This is a genomic window from Snodgrassella sp. W8124 (assembly GCF_016100875.1).
GTDB classification, from domain to species: domain Bacteria; phylum Pseudomonadota; class Gammaproteobacteria; order Burkholderiales; family Neisseriaceae; genus Snodgrassella; species Snodgrassella alvi.
The window spans coordinates 17,142-33,564 of sequence record NZ_JACFRP010000004.1 but is presented as its reverse complement, the minus strand read 5'-3'; the positions used below and the strand labels follow the sequence as shown (position 1 = coordinate 33,564).

Here is a 16,423-nt window from a genome sequence, read left to right as displayed (position 1 = left end):
TTCAGGAGCCTGAATCCAGAGTGCCCGTGGCATAAACAGCCTTATACTTTAGAAGCAGCGGCTACTTCAGCAGCATAATCCACTTCTTTTTTCTCGATACCTTCACCAACATGGAATGCAACAAAACGACTTACTTCAGCATTTTGTTCTTTCAGGAATTTTTCCACAGTCTGGTCAGGATTAATAACGAACTGCTGACCCAGCAGAGTTACTTCAGCCAGGAATTTCTGTACCCGGCCTTCAACCATTTTTTCAATGATATTTGCCGGTTTGCCGGAAGCTGCAGCCTGCTCTTCATAAATGTGGCGTTCTTTTGCCACAATTTCCGGGTTCACTTCAGCAGCAGAAACGCATTGTGGTTTGGATGCAGCAATGTGCATGGCTACCTGACGGATAGCTTGTGCATCGCCACCTTTGTGTTCTACCAGTACACCGATTTTGGTACCGTGCATATAGGTTACTAAACTGTTATCAGTTTCAATTCGTTCAAACCGTCGTACAGTGATATTTTCACCCAGCTTAGCAATAACAGCTTTACGAGCTTCTTCAACAGTAACGCCATCATCTGTTTTGGCTTCAGCCAATGCTTCCAGTGTAGCAGGGTTGTGCACGGCAACAGCTTTAGCCACAGCCTGAGCAAATGCCATAAAGCTGGCATCTTTGGCAACGAAATCTGTTTCACAGTTAATTTCAGCAACTGCACCTACTTTGCCATCCACGTATTCAGCAACTACACCTTCTGCTGCAGTACGGCCAGCCAGCTTACCAGCTTTGGCACCGGATTTAATGCGCAGAATTTCTTCGGCTTTTTCCATATTACCTTCGGCTTCTACCAAAGCTTTTTTGCATTCCATCATGCCCAAACCGGTAGCAGCACGCAAATCACCTACCATTTTTGCAGTAATTGCAGCCATGTTTTACTCCTTAAACTTAATTATGCTCAGCCAGACAGATATCAGGCTGAAAAATTGTTTTAAAAAAAGGGGCACTAACGTCCCCTTCTTTTGCAAAGATATGAGATAACTAATTATTCAGCAGCAGTTGCAGCCTGTTTCTCTTCTGCAGCCTGAGCAGCCTGAACCACTTCCTGTAAAGACTGAGCTTTACCTTCCAGAATGGCATCAGCAATACCACGGCAGTACAAACGAATTGCCTTAGCTGAGTCATCATTACCCGGAATTACATATTTAACATCATCAGGGCTGTTATTGGTATCAACCACAGCGATAACCGGAATACCCAGTTTAGCTGCCTCTACCAAAGTACCTTTCTGATAACCGGTATCGATAACGAAAATCGCATCAGGCAGGCCTTTCATATCTTTAATACCGCCCAAAGAACGTTCCAGCTTAGCAACTTCACGCTGCATTTCCAATACTTCTTTTTTACCGTAACCGGCTTCAGTAGCATTTTCCAGCGCAACAGTTTTTTCTTCCAGACGTTTAATAGACTGTTTTACGGTTTTGTAGTTAGTCAGCATACCGCCCAACCAGCGATGATCAACGTAAGGAGCTCCGGCGCGGGTAGCTTCTTCCTTAACGATATCACGTGCCTGACGTTTAGTACCTACGAACAGTACAGTTCCTTTATTGGCAGCCAGACGACGCACTACATCCTGAGCCTCTATAAACATCGGCAGGGTTTTTTCCAGATTGATGATATGGATTTTGTTACGCGCACCAAAAATGTACTCAGCCATTTTCGGATTCCAGTAACGTGTCTGATGACCAAAGTGTACGCCTGCTTCCAGCATCTGGCGCATAGTAATTTGTGACATAATAATCTATCCTTAAAAGGGTTAAAGCCTGACACTGCCACGCATAGAACTCTGTAACAGAGCACCCTTTCGCGTACAGTGCGAGCGTTGTTTATTTTTACCGAGGTAAAACACTCAGATGATACAGAAAAAAAGCAGTTACGGCAAGTATGCGGCTTTACGGTATCCTGCCTGAGTATTAACAGGCTAAATTATGCAGATACATACAGATAAAAGACAACAGCGTGGTTATTTGCGCCGGCAGCGTCAGCAGTTAAAGGATGATATACGTCAGCATGCTACTACCCGAATTAACCGCCTACTCTATCCTCTGATCCGGCGTGATAAACGGATAGCCGTATACTGGGCAGTAGGCAGTGAATTATCACTGTGGTCATTTATTATTACTGCTCAGAAACGCGGAGCAACAGTTTATTTGCCTTATATTGCAGCCAGACAACGACAATTATGGTTTACTCCCTGCCCTATCCTTTCTCGTAAGCAAGCTACAGCCCGTTTTATGGCTCAGTACGGTTTAAAACAAAAGCGCGGTTTAATTCCTCAATTTCATGGTCAGCGGATTCGGGCTCGCTATTTACATACTCTGATTGTGCCGTTGCTGGGAATTGATCAAAAAGGTAATCGTCTGGGACAGGGCGGGGGTTATTACGATGCCACACTTTCAGCATTACAATCCTGGCAACCGAAATTAATAGGGGCTGGTTTTGCCTGCCAGCGGTTACAAGAAATTCAAACTGAAAAGCATGATATCAAAATACCTTATTTTGTCTGTGAACAAGGTGTTGTGCACTTTAAGCTGGGTATAAATAAATTATCTGCCTGAATATTTATACAGAAAATGGTTTTAGTATTTAAGATACTTTTAAAAATATAAATAAGGCGATAAATTTAATTTCAAAAATCTTAAATAGATTGTAAAATAAAATATTATGCAAAGGTAATATTTTTAAATGAAGATATTGCGGGATATATTTATTAGAGCTTGGCTTATGATTTCCTGATGATATGCTAATTGAACTATCTAAAGATAAAAAATTTTGGCTCGAAAGAATAGAAAATACGGTTTAGCTGGAATAAACGGTTATTTATCTGAATATAAACCAGTCTTATTAAATTTTATTTTTCAAGATAATTTATTCTATGATTTTTTATTTTAAAGATGATTTTATTATGCTTAAACCAGACAGGATAACTGTATTAATTATTAATAATATCAACAAAATTCAGAGTAAGAATTAGAAACTGTAAACTATCAGTATCACCTTGGTTAATACAATACACTTTATCTGCTGATGCAAAATATACCATTTAGATTCAAGCGAAAGTTTTGACTATTATTCCGCAGAAATTTAAAAGAAAAAGATAAAAATTAAATGATTATTTTCTTTAAGCTTCAGCGTTATTAAACAATATTATTCAGCAAGTTTTCTCTTCGTTGTTATCATTTAGTAATCAGGAATTTAGCTGTCTCGTTATTTCTGAATAGATCCCATTTTAAACTAAATCAAATCAATTATAAGGTTAGCTAAGTCTTATATTCGAAGGTGCTACCGACAAATATATAATTCAGCACATAAGTACAATTTTCTTAGAAGGCAAAACAATAAAATACGGATATCAGTATATTTATTGTTTTGCCCGATAATCGGTAATAGTCTGGAACTAATAATTACAAGCGAGTAAATATCTGCTCTTCAGGCAGGCGTGATTTTGGCCGGGTAGCATTACTGTCATTAGCGGCACGATAGCCAAGACTGACTACCAGTACGCTTTTCAACCCCTGCTGTTGCAGACCAAGAATTTCATCCATTTTCTGATCATCAAAGCCTTCAATTGCTGTTGAATCGATACCAATAGCAGCTGCTGCAAATAATAACTGCCCCAATACAATATATAACTGTCTGCTTTCCCACTCAAGCTGGCTATGTGGTGTCGCGCTATTTTTATTAACATAAAAATGGCGACCTTTATCCATCATTTCCTTGATTTCACCTTCTTCGAAACGACCATCCTTTTCTTCCTGAGCCAGTACATTCTGTAAATGCTGCTCATCCAGGGGGGTTTTAGCACAGAATATTAAGGTATGTGATGAATCAGCTACCCGCGGATGATTCATTTCTACAATTGCCGGCATGATTTTGGCACGAGCATCGTCATTATCCACTACAAAAAAATGCCAAGGCTGTGAATTTACTGATGAAGGGCTGTTTCTGATAACTTCAAATAGTTGCGCCAATTGCTCTGCCGGAATTTTTTTTGTTTTATCATAATGTTTGGTCGTATAACGCTGTTTGGATATATCAGTAATATTCATTGTCTGGATTCCTGTTGTTTCTCAATAATTATTAAATAATTCAATTGATTATTTTAATTCAAAAATAATAATCATATTGATTAAATAGGTAAGGATACTCATAAAATATATATAACCACTATATATAATATACCGGCTATATAAATCAATTAGCTTACATTAATATATATTTGAATATGGTACTTCTGAAAAATTTTACCAATAGTATTTTATGTAAAAAATTGTTCAGTAAAATAATAATGTTCATGGTATACATTACTTTTAAACCAGTATATTTAGTGTATCTAACTTCTCAATAACATACTGAAATCATCACTATTCATTGTTGTTTAATTTTTTGCTGACACTGATAACAATATATTTTACCGCCAAATATATTTTTATGATTCCGGCAATAATCAACTACGCCTGATGAAATATTTTTATGACACATGGAGCAAAAATAATAAGTTGCTGAACTCAAATTTTCATTTTGTGGATGAGCTATATGAGCTGATTTAGTTATCAATTGATCAGGTGACTTATTCAAACCAAAATAACTTGGCCAGTCATATCGTGCTGGTTGATGCAACTGCACCAGCTGACGGGCAAATTTTTGTATACTGGCAATTGGTGCTGTACGGATAAAACTTAAGATACCCGCGGGTTTGCTTAACTGCTGTACTTTTGTTTGCAATTGCTCATTTTTTATTACGCTGTCCAATCCAGAAACTGGATTTCGGGGACGCCGGATACAGGCATCGTTAGAGACGAGTATCAGGCTATATAATGACGGACGCAATTTTCTGCCAAAACGGATGGGCAGCTGAATCTTATCTGAAAGTAATAAATTATTCAGCAGGCTGATATGACGTCGGTTTTGTTCAAGAGGAGAAGACATTCCCTGTTCATTACCTTCATATATACGTGAAAACTCACCCTGCTCATTAATAATCAGGCTGCCAGTTATTCTTTTACTTTCACATACAAATATTTGTAGATAGCGGTTAATCAGCAAATGGTCGATTTGTGCCACTTTTCCCTGATACTTTAATCTTAAATCATTAATAATTACCCATTCGGAATGATTGCCAAAATGAAACTGCAGCTGATAAGCAGATTCTGCTTCACCTTTGATTCCCGAACGGATTAACCGCAGATGATGTTCAATATGCTGACGCGTCTGCTGTGTTAGATCAGACCGTTGCAATAGCTGGTGGAGTATTTCTATGTCTTTTACTTTACTGTCAGCCTGCTTAAAAATCATTTTTAGAATTCAATTGCAATAATTAGTGATAGATGTCTGTCTGGGTCTGATATGGGGTTTTCTATGATTGTCCGGTAAATGATAAAACCACCGGAAACCAAAAGAGTCGTATTATATTTAATAATACGACTCACTAGCTATAATGATTATGCCAAATAAGCTATTATGTTTTTCTCATGATTTAGCTATCAAGTTTGATAAATTTCTGCATATCATTAGTCTGACAGGCTGTTAACTGCGAAAATAAAAAAACCGCTGTTATCAGCGGTTTTCAGAATCTGGTGCCCAGGGACGGACTCGAACCGTCACACCTTGCGGCGGGGGATTTTGAGTCCCCTGCGTCTACCAATTTCGCCACCTGGGCTAGCGAAGAAGACGCATTATAACGGATTTTCCATGGCTGTAAAGAATTTTTTTATGGTAAAAAATTTTTTTAACTGATTCTGAATAAAATATTGATTTTATTTTTGGATTTTTTTATATTTTACTTATTAATTTTAAAATTAAAAAATTTCTGAATTTTAAATATTTATTTAAAGTTCATTTTTGTATTATTATTAACTTTATGCTTAACATACAAAATTTTCTGGCTGTATTAACATCCGCGATTTTATTGGGTGCCTGCCAGCCTCAGTCGGCAGTTAACAATGCTCAGCCAGCAAGTGCTGATTCAGCCAAACCACTGCATCAGTATAATTTTGAAGGCAGTGATGTACGCGATGCCGGCTTGGGTGGTAAAGATTTTTCCTTGCTTGGTTCTGACGGTAAAACAGTACATCTGCGTGATTTTCAGGGTAAAATAGTAGTATTAGTGTTCGGTTATACCCATTGTCCGGATGTTTGCCCGACTAATCTGCTTGCTTACGCAGATGCAATAAATCAGCTAGGTGAGCAGGGAAAACAGGTACAGGTATTGTTTATTACGGTTGATCCGCTGCGTGATACACCACAGGTTATGGAAGCTTATGCTCCAGCATTTAATCCTGACTTTATTGGTTTAACTGTAAATAAACAACATCAGCAAGAGCTTAATAACGTTATTAATCAGTATAAAATTGCTGTACATAAAGTAGCAGGCAGTAGTTCCGGTGAATATTTAATGGATCACAGCACAGGAACATATTTAATTGATAAACAAGGCCGTACCGTAGTTTATGAACCACACAGCCAGACAGCGGCACAATTGGCTCATGACATAAAACAATTACTGGATTAAAATTATTTAATTATTATTTTTATAATTTCTGCAAACTTATTTTTCTGCAAAAATAATTTATTGTTTAATAAGTTTGCTTTTATGTATATTATTCAACACTGACAAAAAAATGACTGTACAATTAACCATAGCGTTATCTAAAGGTCGAATTTATGAAGAAACCCTGCCATTACTCGCTGCGGCAGGAATTAATGCTATTGAAGACCCGGAAGAGTCACGTAAACTGATTATTAATACTAATCATGACAATATCCGTTTAATCATTGTTCGGGCAACAGATGTGCCTACATATGTGCAATACGGAGCAGCTGATTTTGGAATCGCTGGAAAAGATGTTTTAATTGAACATGATGGCGACGGATTATATCAACCTTTGGACTTGAATATTGCCCGTTGCAGAATGATGGTAGCCGTACGCAAAGGGTTTGACTACGCAGCAGCTTCACAACCCGGCTGCCGTTTACGCGTAGCCAGTAAATACCCTAATATTGCGGCTGAACATTTTGCCGGCAAAGGCGTACACATTGATTTAATTAAATTATATGGTTCAATGGAGCTGGCACCTCTGGTAGGGTTGGCTGATGCAATTGTTGATTTGGTTTCGACAGGTAATACGTTAAAGGCAAATAACCTAGAGGCTGTAGAGCATGTTGTAGATATTTCCAGCCGGCTGGTCGTAAATAAGGCGGCCTTAAAGCTGAAATATGCAGCTATACAACCAATTATTAATGTATTTACTAGTGCACGAAATCACGAAATTTAAATTTTTTATTAACAGGAATTCTATAAATGACTACGGAAAATTCGGCCAAACTGGCAGTACTTATTGATGCTGATAATGCTTCAGCCAGTATTGTTGAATCTTTACTGGAAGAGATTGCCAAATACGGTATTGCCAGCGTTAAACGCATTTATGGCGACTGGAGCAGCGGCCTGTCCAAATGGAAAGATGCACTGTTACCACACGCTATTACCCCTGTACAGCAATTTGCCTATACTAAGGGAAAAAATGCCACTGATATGGCTATGGTAATTGATGCCATGGATTTATTATACAGTAATACTTTTGACGGCTTCTGTATTGTATCCAGTGATAGTGATTTTACCCGTCTGGCTTCCCGTATTCGTGAAAATGGTCTGACTGTTTATGGTTTCGGGCAGAAAAAAACGCCCGAATCTTTCCGTAAAGCATGTGATAAATTTATTTATACTGAGAATTTACTTAGCCATACCACAGTAGATATCGGTGAAGATAAAGCCCAGACACCGATTTTCCGCAATAAGCGCAAAACTCCGGCTGAGCTGAAACAGGATACTGCACTGATGAATCTGTTCCGCAATGCAGTGAAGGAGCATGCAGATGATGATGGCTGGACATCACTGGGTGTTATCGGTCAGTATATCAACAAGGTTAATTCCGATTTCGATGCACGTAATTATGGTTATACCAAACTCTCTTATCTGATCAGTGCCATCGATATTTTTGAAACTCAGATGCACGGCAATCATTTATGGCTGCGTCTGAAAAAACGCAATAGTAGCCTTGCGCCTAAAACAGAAAGCAAACCTTACACATCGGTTAGTGAGCCGACAGCTTTCCAGCAGAATAATGATGCGCCCCTGGTTATTACCATTCCGGCAGTCAGCACAGCCATGCCGGCAGAAAAAGTAAGTGTAACCATAGAGCCGGAAGAAAAAAGCAAGGCTAAAGAACCGGTGCTGGTACAGATTGAAACCAGAGCTCCGGAATTCACCAGTTATGAAAAGGGTCGGGAAGATCAGACTAAACGCGGCCGTGGCCGTCCTCGCAAAACAGTATTCGAAACGACGGTAACTCCTGCGGAAAGTAGCCGTGGTCGTGGTCGTCCGGCAAAATCCGGTTTCAATAACCGCTCATCCAAATCCGGTCGTTCTTCTGGTGAAACATCCAGCCAGCACCACTGGAACCGTTTGGTGCCGATGGTACAAAAGGCCATTGAAAGAACCTGTGATATTGAAGGCTGGGCGACAGTGAGCTCAGTTGCTCGCGAGCTGGTAACCAGCGATGGCGGCTTTAATGCTAAAGACTATGGTTTTGACAATGCCAATAATGCTATCTCGGCAATTAGCAGTGAGTGGGTAGACAGCCGTAAGGCCGGCCGTGGCTTACGGGTACGGGTAGTAAAACCTTATGATATTGAAGTAGATGGTAATACTATTCCGGCTCATGAACTGGCCGCTAAATCAAAAACACCGGTTATCGATGAAGATGACGATAATTTCGGCAACAATTTTTAATTAATGATATCAGGATCGGGCAGCTCAGGCTGCCCGATATACATAGGCATGAAATATATTTCCACGCTGGATGCTGATTTTAAAGCCCAGCTAACTGCATTACAGGCATTCGAAACTGCACAGGATCCGCAAGTGGATGTAGCTGTAGCCGCTATTTGTACAGATGTGCAGCAACGCGGTGATGCAGCTGTAATTGAATATACTAATCGTTTTGATCACACACAGGCTCAGTCTATGGCTGATCTGACATTAAGTCAGACAGATCTGGCTGCAGCATTTGCCCGTCTGCCGGCAGATGTGCAGACAGCTTTACAAACTGCTGCTAAACGGATTGAAAACTATCATCAGCACCAGAAACAGCAATCATGGCAATATGAAGATGAAAATGGTACTTTACTGGGGCAGCAAATTACTGCTCTGGACAGAGTAGGTATTTATGTACCTGGCGGTAAAGCGGCTTATCCAAGCTCAGTGATGATGAATGCTATGCCGGCACATGTAGCCGGTGTCGCTGAAATTGTGATGGTTGTGCCGATGCCATATGGAGAGAGAAATGATATTGTTCTGGCAGCAGCTTATGTAGCCGGAGTAACTCAAGTCTTTACTATAGGTGGCGCTCAGGCCATAGCAGCTTTAGCTTATGGAACACAAAGTATTGCTCAGGTTGATAAAATTACCGGACCCGGCAATGCTTATGTTGCTGCAGCCAAAAGGCGGGTATTTGGTGTTGTTGGTATTGATATGGTTGCCGGCCCCAGTGAGATTCTGGTGATTGCTGATGGTACTACTCCGGCCAAATGGGTGGCTATGGATCTATTCAGTCAGGCAGAGCATGATGAAATTGCACAGGCTATACTGATTACAACCAATGCAGATTATGCTCAGGAAGTAGAAGCTCAGATGAAGGAGTTACTGGCACAGATGCCACGCAAGGATATCATTGAAGCTTCACTGACTAATCGCGGAGCCATTATTCAGGCTCAGAATCTGGATGAAGCATGTGATATTGCCAATTATCTGGCCCCTGAGCATCTGGAGCTTTCTGTAGCTGACCCGCAAAAATGGGCACCGAAAATCCGGCATGCCGGTGCTATTTTTATGGGGCAATATACCAGTGAGAGTCTGGGAGATTATTGTGCCGGCCCTAATCACGTATTACCAACCAGCCGTACTGCTCGGTTTGCTTCCCCGCTGGGTGTATACGATTTTCAAAAGCGCAGCAGTCTGATTCAGGTTTCTGCTGAGGGTGCCCGACAGTTAGGACAAATTGCCAGCATTCTGGCACATGGTGAAGGCCTGACTGCACACGCAAGGTCTGCTGAACTGCGTATGGAATAAAGATTTTATTCACACGTGCCAATGCTTCAATAGCATTGGCATTTTTATTTATGCTGTGTGACTAACTACTTCATGCAGATTTTAATCTATTTCTGGAATCTGTGTTTAATCTGAACCCGGATAATTGAAAATACGAACTCTAATAATACGATAATAATTTAGATCAAATATCATAAAAATAAACAATTTGCTAATAAAAAACCTAAAATATTTTGTATTTTTATATGCTGAATGTTTTCAGACTAAAATACTAAACGTCAATTTAAACAATTATTTGTAAGCGTAATTTTTCTCTATTGACACACTCTGGTAAGCTGGGCTTATACTGAATTTTGAATACATTACTATTCTAATTTTATAGTAAGGAGTTAATAATGCAGATTAAAAGACTGGATCATCTGGTATTAACTGTTAAAGATATTCAGACCTCCTGCGATTTTATGCTTATGTACTTGGCATGCAAGTAAGTACATTTGCAGATAATCGTACTGCTTTGCATTTTGGTCAGATGAAGATTAATTTACATCAGCAAGGACATGAATTTGAACCTAAAGCGAAACACCCTACTCCCGGTTCTGCTGACTTGTGCTTTATTGTAGAGCAGACTTTGGATGAAGTAATGGCTGTTTTACATCAGCATAATATTCCATTAGAACTAGAGCCAACTTCTCGTATCGGAGCTTGTGGAAAAATTACTTCGATTTATATTCGTGATCCGGATAATAATCTGATTGAATTATCGAATTATTCAAATCAATAAATTTACCCGGATAATTTAATGCGAATAAAAAATATACAAACCAAATAATGAAATACTTATTGAGTGTCAGGATAAAATAATTTAGTTATTTTAATTTATTTTGCCGGTAGGTTGTTCATTTCGAATGTAGTTTATTAAATTGCAATTAATTGCTAAATGAAATAAAAATAAACTAATGTCTATGGTATGAAGGTTTAATTAAATTCAAATTTCTCTTCTTTGAATATCATTAATCAAATGTTTGCTAAGGAATTATTTTTGCAATAACAAAGTTGTCCGAATAATATTTACCAGTATAATTTAAAGACATAACTAATAATGTGACTGACAGCTTGAGCTTAACTTGTTTAAGTTACATTTTTAATAATAGTAATAGCTAACAAATTATTTTTATTATTTTAAATCAAATATATTTTTGAATTTTATTATAGTATTGACTAATTATAATTCTATTCGTTAAAAGTCATTTGCATTAATCTGACTGAGCGGGCTAAGCTGTCTGTGATTATATTTTTTGAGCTATGCCATAATATATCTTGCACTTTTACAATAATATTTAAAAGTCAGTTTATTGAATTACTTTAAGATAAGGGGAAAGAATTTCGCTGCTTTCCCCTGTTAATCATTATATTCAGATTCGTTCTGCCAGCTCCTGAGCCTTGCCTACATATAATGCAGGAGTAAGTGCCAGTAACTGTGCTTTTGCCGTGTCTGGAATAGCCAGCTGATTTATAAATGTCTGCAAACTTTCAGGGGTAATTCCATGCTTACCACGGGTAAGTTCTTTAAGCTGCTCATACGGGTTGGCTATCCCGTAGCGACGCATTACTGTCTGAATCGGCTCAGCCAGCAGCTCCCATGTTGCATCCAGATCTGCGGCAAACGCAGCAGGATTGATTTCCAGCTTATTCAGACCACGCAAATGCGCTGTCAGTCCCAATATAGTGTAACCGAAGCCTGTCCCCATATTACGCAATACAGTACTATCAGTTAAATCTCGCTGCCAGCGGGATACCGGCAGTTTTTCAGCAAGGAATCCCAGCACAGCATTGGCCATACCCAGATTACCTTCTGAATTTTCAAAATCAATCGGATTGACTTTGTGTGGCATAGTAGAAGAACCAACTTCTCCTGCTTTAACTTTCTGCCGGAAATAACCAATAGAGATATAACCCCAGATATCACGGTTAAAATCGATCAAAATGGTATTTATACGGCTAATCGTCTGGAAAAATTCTGCCATATAATCATGTGGTTCAATCTGAATAGTATAGGGGTTAAAGGTCAGCCCCAGATTATATTCGACAAAACGGCGGCAATGTCCTTCCCAGTCTATATCGGGATAGGCAACCAGATGCGCGTTGTAATTACCTACAGCACCATTGATTTTGCCCAGAAACTGCTGTTGCCGGACTGATTCCATTTGTCTTTGCAGACGAGCCACGACATTGGCGATTTCTTTACCCAGTGTACTGGGAGTAGCCGGCTGCCCATGGGTGCGGCACATCATAGGCAAAGCAGCATGAGTATGCGCCAGATTGCGCAATACAGTTATTAGTTCATTAAGCTTAGGCAGCAGTACTTCATCACGTGCCTGTTTCAGCATCAGAGCATGTGAAAGATTATTGATATCCTCACTGGTACAGGAAAAATGAATGAATTCACTGACTGCCATAACTTCAGGTACATAGGCAAAACGCTGTTTCAGCCAGTATTCAATAGCTTTCACATCATGATTGGTTGTGGCTTCTATAGCTTTAACTGCTTCGGCATCTGCTATTGAAAATTCAGCAATAACACGATCAATTTCTGCAATGGTGGCCGGACTGAATGGCTGAACTTCACTAATTCCAGCTTCGGCTGCCAGTGCTTTCAGCCAGCCAAGCTCAACCTGTACGCGAGCATGCATCAGACCATATTCAGAAAAAATCGGGCGCAAATCAGCCACAGACGATGCATAGCGCCCATCCAGCGGAGACAGCGCATATAACGGATTTATCATGTTTCTTCTACTTCCAGAGTTATCAAAAGACAATTTTCAGTTAATCCAAAGTTTCGGTATTAACCGGTTCATCAGTAAAAAACTGTAGTGCCTGCTTTCCCGGTTTCGGATGATTCAGTATCTGACGCAAATCATGCAAACGGTGCACAATAGTCTGAGTAACAGCATTGGCTTGCTGCAACGCAGACTCATCACAGTCAGAATGAGTCTGTCCGAACAGCATCGAATCCAGCAGTTTACATACATACATACTGTCATGACCATAAAAATTGACACCGATGTCGGTCATGCCGGCTTTATCAAAAAGGGTAGCGACCATGCAGCTTTCTATTGTCGCCAGACCAAGTGCACCATCTTCCCCGCCCAGCTGCCGAAACAGCGAGTCAGCCGGAAAACCACCACAGGCAAGAAAATAGGCACGGTTAAAAACAGTATTGGTAGCGGTAATCATTTCAAATGTGCGCCAGGCCAGATTAAACTGTTCATGCTTACAGTATTTTTCCGGAATATTGTATCCGGTTACCGGCAGGCGCAATAAACCGCTGTTCGGGCGAAAGTGAAATACAGCACATGCTGCCTGTAAGGCATAAGGCTGATAGGCGTCATCGGCATCCAGAAAAGCAATATGGCTTCTGGCAGACAGTAATGCTCCCCAGTTGCGCGCCAGCGCAGGTCCGCGGTTAGAAGCCAGATATTCTGCACGAATTTTTTGCGGATAACGCTGTTGCCACTGTTGGATCAAGGTGACGGTATTATCGGTGGAAGCATCATCAACCAGCCACAGACAACCGAGTTCCGGCTGCGCCAGCACACTTTCTACAGCCCGTCCCAGTGTATTTTCTGCGTTGTAGCAGGGAATAATGACATCAATATAATTCATGCTGCTACACACCTTAAAAAATTAAGGCTGTCTGAATACATCAGACAGCCGCGTGACTGTTTCTTAAACACCCTGTTTCAGACTGGCTTCAATAAAGCCATCAAGGTCGCCATCCATAACTGCCTTGATATTGCCGACTTCATAGCCGGTACGTAAATCCTTGATTCGCGAAGAGTCGAATACATAAGAACGAATCTGATGTCCCCAGCCCACATCATCTTTACTGGCTTCCAGATTCTGCTTTTCTTCATTACGACGGCGCATTTCCAGCTCGAACAATTTTGCCTTAAGCATATTCATTGCTTCTTCGCGGTTGCGGTGCTGAGAACGGTCATTCTGGCACTGCACCACAATACCGGTTGGTTCATGAGTAATACGTACAGCTGAATCAGTTTTATTAATGTGCTGACCACCAGCTCCAGAAGCACGATAGGTATCAATACGCAAATCAGCCGGATTGATTTCAATTTCAAAGCTGTCATCGACTTCCGGATAAACAAATACCGATGCAAATGAAGTATGCCGTTTATTATTTGAATCAAAAGGTGAATACCGTACCAGACGGTGAATACCGGTTTCAGTACGCAGCAATCCGTAAGCGTATTCTCCGTCCAGTTTGATGGTAGCACGATTCACACCGGCAATTTCGCCTTCATCTTCTTCAAGTATTTCTACTTTGAAGCCTTTGCGTTCGCCATAGCGCACGTACATGCGCAACAGCATCCCAGCCCAGTCTTCGGCCTCTGTACCGCCGGCGCCGGCAACAATATCTATGAAGCAGTTATTAACATCGGCAGGCTGATTAAACATACGTTTGAATTCAAGCTGTGCCAGTTCATCCTGTAAGGCGGTAATATCTGCCTGAACCGCTTCAAAACCGTCTGTATCATTTTCCTCCACAGCCATCTGCAGCAGCATCCGGTTATCTTCGATACCGCTGTGCAGATGATCCAGTGTGAGTACGATACCCTCCAGCACTTTGCGTTCTTTACCGACTTCCTGAGCTTTTTTCGGATCATTCCACAACTCAGGATCTTCTGACAGACCAATTACTTCTTCGAGGCGGTCTTTTTTGCCAGCGTAGTCAAAGATACCTCCGTAAATCGTGACTACGGGATGCCATATCATCCAGAATATTATTTAATTGATTAATTTGCTCCGCTTCCATGATGTTCTCTTAGCCATGTATTTGAAAATAGGCGCGTATTATAACAGAAGCCGGTGTGTCAATCAGGCCGCTTTTAAGCGGCCTGATGATAAAGAATAAATTGTAATCAGATGTTGATTGATAATTCTTTTTACCCGTTTACGGTACGTGGCGCTAAAGCAGTTAGTTTGTATAATAAATAGCGCAGTACGATACCATAAGCAGGCAGGAAAAACAGAGCGGCAACGCTGATTTTGAACGCATAATCGGTCAGGGAAATCTGTAACCAGTTCTCGGCCATAAATGCATCCGGCGAATGGTAAAACGCAACAGCAAAAAACAGCAATGTATCTACAGCACTGCCTAAAACAGCAGAAGCACTGGGAGCAGGCCACCAGCGCCGGCACTGCCGCAGCCGGTTAAATACCAGAATATCCATCAGCTGACCGACCACATAGGCTGTAAAACTGGCCAGGGCAATGCGGGCAACAAATAAATCAAAATGGCTTAATGCCGCCCAGCCCATCCAGTGCCCGTCCTGAAACAGGACAGAAATGGCATAAGAAAACAGTAATGATGGCAGCATTACCCAGAAAATGATTCGGCGCGCCAGACCTGAACCAAAAATTCGTACAGTTAAATCAGTGGTAAGAAAAATAAACGGAAAGGTAAAAGCACCCCAGGTATTGTGTAATCCAAATAAAGTAAAAGGGAACTGTACCAGATAATTACTGGCTACGATTACCAGCATGTGCCAGAACGTCAGCCAGCGCAATGCCTTATAGCGTTGCGCATCAGAAAATTCATACATATTTATTCCTATCAGTCGTATCGGTAACTGCGCCAGGCAGTAAAACTGCCCGGATGATGTAAACCGGCAGCCTGAGATACTTGTGTCATTTTAAGAAGACTTATTTCACCTGAAACTGAAGTAAGCGCTGTGCAGCCATATCGCTATAGCGTGTATCAGGTTCACCATAATTGGCATACGGATGGATGGCGATGCCGCCACGCGGAGTAAATTCACCATATACTTCAATGTATTTGGGCTGCATCAGGGCAATCAGATCTTTCATGATGATATTGACACAATCTTCATGAAAATCACCATGATTGCGGAAACTGAACAGATACAGTTTTAATGATTTGCTTTCTACCATACGCAAACGCGGTAAATAATTGATATAAATGGTAGCAAAGTCCGGCTGGCCGGTTTTCGGGCACAGACTGGTGAATTCAGGACAGATAAATTTAACGAAATAATCGTTATCAGGGTGTTGATTGTCGAAGGCTTCCAGCAGCTCCGGGGCATAATCACTACGGTATTCCGTATGCTGATTACCCAGCAGGCTCACCGTGCCCAGATTATTTTGCGCACGCATATATTTGATTTCCTAGTTTTTTTATGTGGGAGGTTTACGAACCACAGGGTGGGCGATTGTACCTGAAATTTGTCTGAAATCAAA

General features: G+C 40.7%; 15 protein-coding genes, 1 tRNA gene, 1 pseudogene and 1 riboswitch. Of the genes and pseudogenes, 7 read left to right on the top strand and 10 right to left on the bottom strand.

Translation table 11 applies throughout. The features are described from left to right. Positions 1 to 41 precede the first annotated feature (41 nt). The gene (tsf, locus tag H3U73_RS09990) at positions 42 to 914 is read right to left on the bottom strand and encodes a translation elongation factor Ts (protein ID WP_078474547.1); all 873 of its coding nucleotides are present in this window, start codon (positions 912 to 914) and stop codon (positions 42 to 44) included. A 113-nt stretch (positions 915 to 1,027) separates the two neighbouring features. After that, on the bottom strand, positions 1,028 to 1,777 hold the full coding sequence (gene rpsB, locus H3U73_RS09985) for a 30S ribosomal protein S2 (RefSeq protein WP_084550559.1): 750 nt from the start codon (positions 1,775 to 1,777) through the stop codon (positions 1,028 to 1,030). A 193-nt stretch (positions 1,778 to 1,970) separates the two neighbouring features. Between rpsB and H3U73_RS09980 the strand changes: the two genes are divergently transcribed. Beyond that, positions 1,971 to 2,600: a 5-formyltetrahydrofolate cyclo-ligase gene (locus H3U73_RS09980; protein WP_084550562.1), complete on the top strand. Its 630-nt coding sequence runs from the start codon at positions 1,971 to 1,973 to the stop codon at positions 2,598 to 2,600. Positions 2,601 to 3,446: 846 nt separating this feature from the next. Here H3U73_RS09980 and nfsB read toward each other — a convergent pair. From nfsB to H3U73_RS09965, 3 genes are all read right to left on the bottom strand, one after another. Beyond that, entirely contained in the window at positions 3,447 to 4,091 is a 645-nt protein-coding gene (nfsB, locus tag H3U73_RS09975; protein WP_025329692.1) for an oxygen-insensitive NAD(P)H nitroreductase, read from the bottom strand. Between the two features lie 319 nt (positions 4,092 to 4,410). Next, on the bottom strand, positions 4,411 to 5,337 hold the full coding sequence (locus H3U73_RS09970) for a nuclease-related domain-containing protein (protein ID WP_084550565.1): 927 nt from the start codon (positions 5,335 to 5,337) through the stop codon (positions 4,411 to 4,413). A 279-nt stretch (positions 5,338 to 5,616) separates the two neighbouring features. Then, positions 5,617 to 5,701: transfer RNA gene (locus H3U73_RS09965), tRNA-Leu, on the bottom strand. A gap of 201 nt (positions 5,702 to 5,902) precedes the next feature. Between H3U73_RS09965 and H3U73_RS09960 the strand changes: the two genes are divergently transcribed. The 6 genes and pseudogenes from H3U73_RS09960 (at position 5,903) to H3U73_RS09940 (ending at position 10,928) form a co-directional block, all read left to right on the top strand. Further along, positions 5,903 to 6,553, top strand: coding sequence for an SCO family protein (locus tag H3U73_RS09960; RefSeq protein ID WP_078474550.1), 651 nt, complete (start codon positions 5,903 to 5,905; stop codon positions 6,551 to 6,553). 109 nt (positions 6,554 to 6,662) lie between these two features. Then, positions 6,663 to 7,316, top strand: a complete 654-nt coding sequence (gene hisG, locus H3U73_RS09955) for an ATP phosphoribosyltransferase (protein WP_025329689.1) — start codon at positions 6,663 to 6,665, stop codon at positions 7,314 to 7,316. Positions 7,317 to 7,342: 26 nt separating this feature from the next. Continuing rightward, positions 7,343 to 8,041 (top strand): annotated as a pseudogene (locus tag H3U73_RS10855) (NYN domain-containing protein); the annotation flags it as partial. Positions 8,042 to 8,047: 6 nt separating this feature from the next. Then, a complete protein-coding gene (locus H3U73_RS10850) occupies positions 8,048 to 8,830 on the top strand; it encodes a hypothetical protein (protein ID WP_306176456.1) in 783 nt (260 codons plus the stop codon). A 48-nt stretch (positions 8,831 to 8,878) separates the two neighbouring features. Beyond that, positions 8,879 to 10,168: a histidinol dehydrogenase gene (hisD, locus tag H3U73_RS09945; RefSeq protein ID WP_198190494.1), complete on the top strand. Its 1,290-nt coding sequence runs from the start codon at positions 8,879 to 8,881 to the stop codon at positions 10,166 to 10,168. A gap of 457 nt (positions 10,169 to 10,625) precedes the next feature. Next, the gene (locus tag H3U73_RS09940) at positions 10,626 to 10,928 is read left to right on the top strand and encodes a VOC family protein (protein WP_232336266.1); all 303 of its coding nucleotides are present in this window, start codon (positions 10,626 to 10,628) and stop codon (positions 10,926 to 10,928) included. 631 nt (positions 10,929 to 11,559) lie between these two features. On the opposite strand, the gene purB is transcribed toward H3U73_RS09940, so the two are convergent. The 5 genes from purB to queF form a co-directional block, all read right to left on the bottom strand. Further along, positions 11,560 to 12,930, bottom strand: a complete 1,371-nt coding sequence (gene purB / locus H3U73_RS09935) for an adenylosuccinate lyase (protein WP_198190493.1) — start codon at positions 12,928 to 12,930, stop codon at positions 11,560 to 11,562. 40 nt (positions 12,931 to 12,970) lie between these two features. Then, positions 12,971 to 13,810 (bottom strand): glycosyltransferase family 2 protein, encoded by an 840-nt coding sequence (locus H3U73_RS09930; RefSeq protein ID WP_084550574.1) that lies wholly within the window; start codon positions 13,808 to 13,810, stop codon positions 12,971 to 12,973. A 63-nt stretch (positions 13,811 to 13,873) separates the two neighbouring features. Next, a protein-coding gene (gene prfB, locus H3U73_RS09925) for a peptide chain release factor 2 (protein ID WP_096766013.1) occupies positions 13,874 to 14,978 on the bottom strand; the annotation gives its coding sequence in 2 pieces (ribosomal slippage) (positions 13,874 to 14,896 and positions 14,898 to 14,978; 1,104 coding nt in all). 130 nt (positions 14,979 to 15,108) lie between these two features. Beyond that, positions 15,109 to 15,768 (bottom strand): 7-cyano-7-deazaguanine/7-aminomethyl-7-deazaguanine transporter, encoded by a 660-nt coding sequence (locus H3U73_RS09920; protein ID WP_084550577.1) that lies wholly within the window; start codon positions 15,766 to 15,768, stop codon positions 15,109 to 15,111. A gap of 100 nt (positions 15,769 to 15,868) precedes the next feature. After that, positions 15,869 to 16,339, bottom strand: coding sequence for a preQ(1) synthase (queF, locus tag H3U73_RS09915; protein WP_025329682.1), 471 nt, complete (start codon positions 16,337 to 16,339; stop codon positions 15,869 to 15,871). A 6-nt stretch (positions 16,340 to 16,345) separates the two neighbouring features. Continuing rightward, a riboswitch (PreQ1 riboswitch) is annotated at positions 16,346 to 16,390 on the bottom strand. Positions 16,391 to 16,423: the final 33 nt, after the last annotated feature.

Coding starts and splice junctions, on each gene's coding strand:
- tsf (WP_078474547.1), bottom strand. CDS start 914: ATGGCTGCAATTACTGCAAAAATGGTAGGTGATTTGCGTGCTGCTACC.
- rpsB (WP_084550559.1), bottom strand. CDS start 1,777: ATGTCACAAATTACTATGCGCCAGATGCTGGAAGCAGGCGTACACTTT.
- H3U73_RS09980 (WP_084550562.1), top strand. CDS start 1,971: ATGCAGATACATACAGATAAAAGACAACAGCGTGGTTATTTGCGCCGG.
- nfsB (WP_025329692.1), bottom strand. CDS start 4,091: ATGAATATTACTGATATATCCAAACAGCGTTATACGACCAAACATTAT.
- H3U73_RS09970 (WP_084550565.1), bottom strand. CDS start 5,337: ATGATTTTTAAGCAGGCTGACAGTAAAGTAAAAGACATAGAAATACTC.
- H3U73_RS09960 (WP_078474550.1), top strand. CDS start 5,903: ATGCTTAACATACAAAATTTTCTGGCTGTATTAACATCCGCGATTTTA.
- hisG (WP_025329689.1), top strand. CDS start 6,663: ATGACTGTACAATTAACCATAGCGTTATCTAAAGGTCGAATTTATGAA.
- H3U73_RS10850 (WP_306176456.1), top strand. CDS start 8,048: ATGCACGGCAATCATTTATGGCTGCGTCTGAAAAAACGCAATAGTAGC.
- hisD (WP_198190494.1), top strand. CDS start 8,879: ATGAAATATATTTCCACGCTGGATGCTGATTTTAAAGCCCAGCTAACT.
- H3U73_RS09940 (WP_232336266.1), top strand. CDS start 10,626: ATGCAAGTAAGTACATTTGCAGATAATCGTACTGCTTTGCATTTTGGT.
- purB (WP_198190493.1), bottom strand. CDS start 12,930: ATGATAAATCCGTTATATGCGCTGTCTCCGCTGGATGGGCGCTATGCA.
- H3U73_RS09930 (WP_084550574.1), bottom strand. CDS start 13,810: ATGAATTATATTGATGTCATTATTCCCTGCTACAACGCAGAAAATACA.
- H3U73_RS09920 (WP_084550577.1), bottom strand. CDS start 15,768: ATGTATGAATTTTCTGATGCGCAACGCTATAAGGCATTGCGCTGGCTG.
- queF (WP_025329682.1), bottom strand. CDS start 16,339: ATGCGTGCGCAAAATAATCTGGGCACGGTGAGCCTGCTGGGTAATCAG.